1 protein-coding gene is annotated in these 1618 nt (G+C 70.4%); it reads left to right on the top strand.

Going from position 1 to position 1618, the window contains the following annotated elements; all coding sequences use genetic code 11:
- The coding region (locus tag AC1D01_RS33900; RefSeq protein ID WP_477873852.1) for an ATP-binding protein at positions 1 to 1618 on the top strand (1618 nt) is incomplete at both ends.

Raw genomic sequence — 1618 nt, 5'->3', positions numbered from 1 at the left:
CGTCCACACCGTGCAGATCCCGGCGATCCGCGCGGTCGGCTTCGTGATCGTCTGCCTGATGGTGGTGCTGCAGGCGTGGCGCGAGGGCACGGTGCTGGCGCCGCTGCAGCTCGCGCTGATCGGCATCAACCTGCTGTACGCCGCGGTCGGCTGGATCGCGCTGCGCGTCGGCTGGAAGCGCACCGGCCGGCTCGACCTGAGCCTGCTGCTGTTCCACGTCGACGTGCTGGTGTGGATCGCGAACCTGCACTACCTCGAGAAATCCAACCTCTTCTTCGCCTACCTGCTGCTGATGCGGGTGGCCGACCAGGTCGGCTTCGGTTTCCGGCGCGCGTTCTGGTTCAACCACGTGGCGGTGGTCGCCTACCTGGTCTACGCGCTGTGGCTGTGGACCTGGGAGCCGGCCGCGGTGCAGTGGCTCGAGCGGCTCGCGATCGCCGCGACGATGTACGTGCTCGGCGCCTACCTGTCGGTGACGGGCCTGGTGATCGAGCGGCTGCGCAACCGCATGCGCATCGCGGTGCGCTCGGCGCGCGAGATGGTCGACAGCCTCGAGCAGGCGAGCCGCGCCAAGTCGCAGTTCCTCGCGATGGTGAGCCACGAGATCCGCACGCCGATGAACGGCATCCTCGGCACCACCGAGCTGCTGCTGACGACCGAGCTGCAGCCCGACCAGCACCGCTACGCGAAGACCGCGCACCGCTCGGCGATGGCGCTGCTCGCGCTGATCGACGACGTGCTCGACCTGTCGCGCATCGAGGCCCGCAAGCTCACGCTGCACCCGACCGCGGTCGACGTGGGCACGCTCGCCGCCGAGACCGTCGAGCTGATGAGCTTCGCCGGCCGCGACAAGCCGGTGACGCTGAGTTGCTCGCTGCCCACCGCGCTGCCGGCCGTCGTCGAGTGCGATCCGGTGCGGGTGCGGCAGGTGCTGGTCAACCTGCTGCACAACGCGATCAAGTTCACCGAGCGCGGCACGGTCGCGCTGGTCGTCACGCTGCTCGCCGACACGCCCGAGGCGGTGCGGCTGCGCTTTCGGGTCGAGGACTCCGGCATCGGCATCCCGGCCGACAAGCTGGGGCTGATCTTCGACGCGTTCACGCAGGTCGACGGCAGCAGCACGCGCCGCCACGGCGGCAGCGGGCTGGGCCTCGCGATCGTCAAGCAGCTGGTGGAGCTGATGGACGGGCGCCTGGGCGTCACCAGCGAGCCGGGCGTCGGCTCGGCCTTCTGGGTCGAGCTGGACATGAAGAAATCGAGCGCGACGCCGGTGCCGGCCGCGACCACGCTGTCGGCGCTGCCTACCGAACCGGCCGAGCCACGCGGCCCGCTGCGCGTGCACGTGCTGCTCGCCGAGGACGATCCGGTCAATCAGATGGTGCTGCACAGCATGCTGGTGAAGCTGGGCTGCGAGGTCGACATCGCAGCCGACGGCGCGGCCGCATTGCGCGCCGCGCAGGAGTTCCGGCACGACCTGATCTTCATGGACCTGCACATGCCGGTGATGGACGGCCACGACGCGGCGCGCCAGATCCGCGCGTGGGAGCGCGAGCAGGGCGGCTACACGCCGATCGTCGCGCTGACCGCCGATGCGCTCGACGGCGACCGCGAGCGCTGC

Source organism: Rhizobacter sp. P3_B12 (genome assembly GCF_056402895.1).
Note: the sequence above shows the minus strand (reverse complement) of the source record. Positions and strands in the feature narration are given on the sequence as shown.